This window comes from Rhizobacter sp. P1_G5, assembly GCF_056405435.1.
In genome coordinates this window covers 1-2,458 of the sequence record NZ_JBFUCB010000780.1, presented here as the reverse complement: position 1 = coordinate 2,458, position 2,458 = coordinate 1, and the positions used below count along the sequence as shown (strand labels likewise).

The window sequence follows — 2,458 nt, the reverse complement described above, 5'->3', positions numbered from 1 at the left end:
GTACCGCACGCTCGACGACCGGCTGCAGGGCCGCGAGCACCTGGCCGACAGCTACTCGATCGCCGACATCGCGGTGTTCCCGTGGATCCAGCCGCTGCGCCACCACCTGCAGCTGAGCGATTTCCCGAACTTGCAGCGCTGGCAGCGCCGCATCGCCGCGCGGCCTGCCGTGCGCCGCGCCTACGAGCGCGGGCTGCAGATCGCGCCGCAGGAGAAGGCGCTGCAATTTTCACCACGCACATCGCCGCGTGCCTCGCCCTTGCATCCCGATCACGACGACCGAAAGGCACTCTCATGAGCCAGGCCACTCCCGAATCCCGCCGCGCCGAAGCCGTGCGCACGACATTGACCGCGGTGCGCAGCGAACTCGCCACCGGCGCCCCCGACCGCGCCGCGCTCGCGCGCATCGCCGCGCTGCTCGACGGCCTCGCGCAGCGCCCCGAGCTGTTCCCGAGCGCCACCTTCCCGCCGCCGGCCGAATCCGAAGGCGTCGGCGCATCGACCCGCTACCGCCTGAACCCGGCCGACGGCGACGACGACATCGCGCTCTACCTGAACTCGATCAACCCGGGCAAGACCACGGTGCCGCACAACCACGACACCTGGGCGGTGATCGTCGCGATCGAAGGCGACGAGGTGAACCGGCTGTACCGCCGCACCGACGACGGCCGCGACCCGGCGCGCGCGCAGCTGGTGCTCGACCGCGAGTTCACCGTGAAACCCGGGCAATCGATCCAGTTCCTTGCGCAGGACATCCACAGCATCCACGTCGGCGGCACGCGGCCCACGCTGCACTTCCACTTGTACGGCCGCCCGCTGGAGACGCTGACCGGCCGCGTCGGTTTCGACCTGGCGACCGGCGCGGTCACCAACTACAACGCGACGCAGATGAAGCCGAGCAAGGTGGTGGCATGACGGACCCGGCAGCGCAACCGTCAACCCGTCTGCTGCACGCCGGCGCGCCGCCGCTGGCGGGCGGCACCGGCCCGATCAACACGCCGGTGGTGCGTGCGAGCACGCTGCGCTTCGAGAGCATGGCGGTGCGCGAGGACCTGCTGCTGCGCCGCTCGGCCGGCGAGGACGTGGCCTCGTACGGCATCCACGGGCTCGACACGCACCGCGCGCTCGAGGCCGCGCTGCGCGAGCTCGAAGGCGGCGAGCGCGCGCTGCTCGCGCCATCGGGCCTGGCCGCGATCACGCTGGTGCTGCTGGCGGTGCTGTCGCCGGGCGACCACGCGCTGGTCTGCGACAGCGTCTACAGTCCGCTGCGCCGTGTCGATGCGCAGCTGTTGCGCCGGCTCGGCATCACGCTGGAGTACTTCTCGCCGGCACGCGACGACCTGGCCGCGCGCATCCGCCCCGAGACGCGGCTGCTGTACCTCGAATCGCCGGGCTCGCTGCTGAACGAGGTGCTCGACCTGCCGGCGCTGGCCGCGGTGGCGCATGCACGCGGCGTGACCGTCGCGGTCGACAACACCTGGGGCGCGGGCTGGCTGCACCGGCCGCTCGACCTCGGTGCCGACATCTCGCTGCAGGCCGGCACCAAGTACATCGGCGGGCATTCGGACCTGATGCTGGGCACCGTGGTGGCGAACGGCGCCGAGCTGGTGCGGCGCCTGGTGCAGACGCATGAATCGCTGGGGTTGACGATCGGTGCCGACGATGCCTGGCTCGCGCTGCGCGGGCTGCGCACGCTGCCGGTGCGGCTGGCGCAGCACGAGCGGCATGCGGTCGAGGTGGCGCGCTGGTTGCAGGCGCAGCCGCAGGTGGCGCGGGTGTTCTTCCCGGCGCTGCAGGACGATCCCGGGCATGCGCTGTGGCGGCGCGATTTCAGCGGCGCGAACGGGCTGCTGTCGTTCGAGCTGGGAGACACCGATCCGCGGGCCGGCCAGGCGTTGGTCGATGCGCTGCAGGTGTTTCGCATCGGCGCGTCGTGGGGCGGCTACGAGAGCCTCGCGCTGCTGGTCGCGCCGGAACGGCTGGCCGAGCACAGCCTGTGGACCGGCCTCGCGCAGCCGCGCGGGCCGCTGGTGCGGCTGCACGTCGGGCTGGAGGATCCGCGCGACCTGGTCGATGACCTCGCGCAGGCGCTTGCGGTGGCACGGAGGGTTGCAACATGAGCCGCACGATCGATGCCGCCACGCTGAAGCAGTGGCTGAAGGACGGCGGCGAGATCGCACTGCTCGACGTGCGCGAGCACGGCGTGTATGGCGAGGGCCATCCGTTCTTCGCGGTCAGCGTGCCGTACAGCCGGCTGGAGATCGACGCGCCCCGGCTGGTGCCGCGGCGCACGACGCCGGTGGTGCTGCTGGACGATGGCGACGGCATTGCGCAGCGTGCGGCGGTGCGGCTGGCAGCGCTCGGCTACATCGACGTGCGCCTGCTCGACGGCGGCGCGCCGGCCTGGCAGCGCGCCGGCTACACGCTGTTCAAGGGCGTCAACCTGCCGTCGAAGACC

General features: G+C 72.1%; 4 protein-coding genes. All 4 read left to right on the top strand.

Features of this window, described 5'->3' with window-relative positions:
- Positions 1–298, top strand: a 298-nt coding sequence (locus AC1D12_RS30955) for a glutathione binding-like protein (protein ID WP_477845037.1), incomplete at its 5' end; no start/stop codon positions are given.
- The gene (locus tag AC1D12_RS30950; protein ID WP_477826504.1) at positions 295–915 is read left to right on the top strand and encodes a cysteine dioxygenase family protein; all 621 of its coding nucleotides are present in this window, start codon (positions 295–297) and stop codon (positions 913–915) included. The genes AC1D12_RS30955 and AC1D12_RS30950, both read left to right, overlap by 4 nt.
- Complete coding sequence (gene metC / locus AC1D12_RS30945) at positions 912–2,120, top strand: cystathionine beta-lyase (protein ID WP_477845036.1); 1,209 nt, start codon at positions 912–914, stop codon at positions 2,118–2,120. The genes AC1D12_RS30950 and metC overlap by 4 nt, the downstream gene beginning before the upstream one ends.
- A partial coding sequence (locus tag AC1D12_RS30940) for a rhodanese-like domain-containing protein (protein WP_477845035.1) occupies positions 2,117–2,458 on the top strand: 342 nt, incomplete at its 3' end. The genes metC and AC1D12_RS30940, both read left to right, overlap by 4 nt.

Excerpts from the sequence above, each read along its gene's own strand:
- AC1D12_RS30950 (WP_477826504.1), top strand. The coding sequence starts at position 295 with ATGAGCCAGGCCACTCCCGAATCCCGCCGCGCCGAAGCCGTGCGCACG.
- metC (WP_477845036.1), top strand. The coding sequence starts at position 912 with ATGACGGACCCGGCAGCGCAACCGTCAACCCGTCTGCTGCACGCCGGC.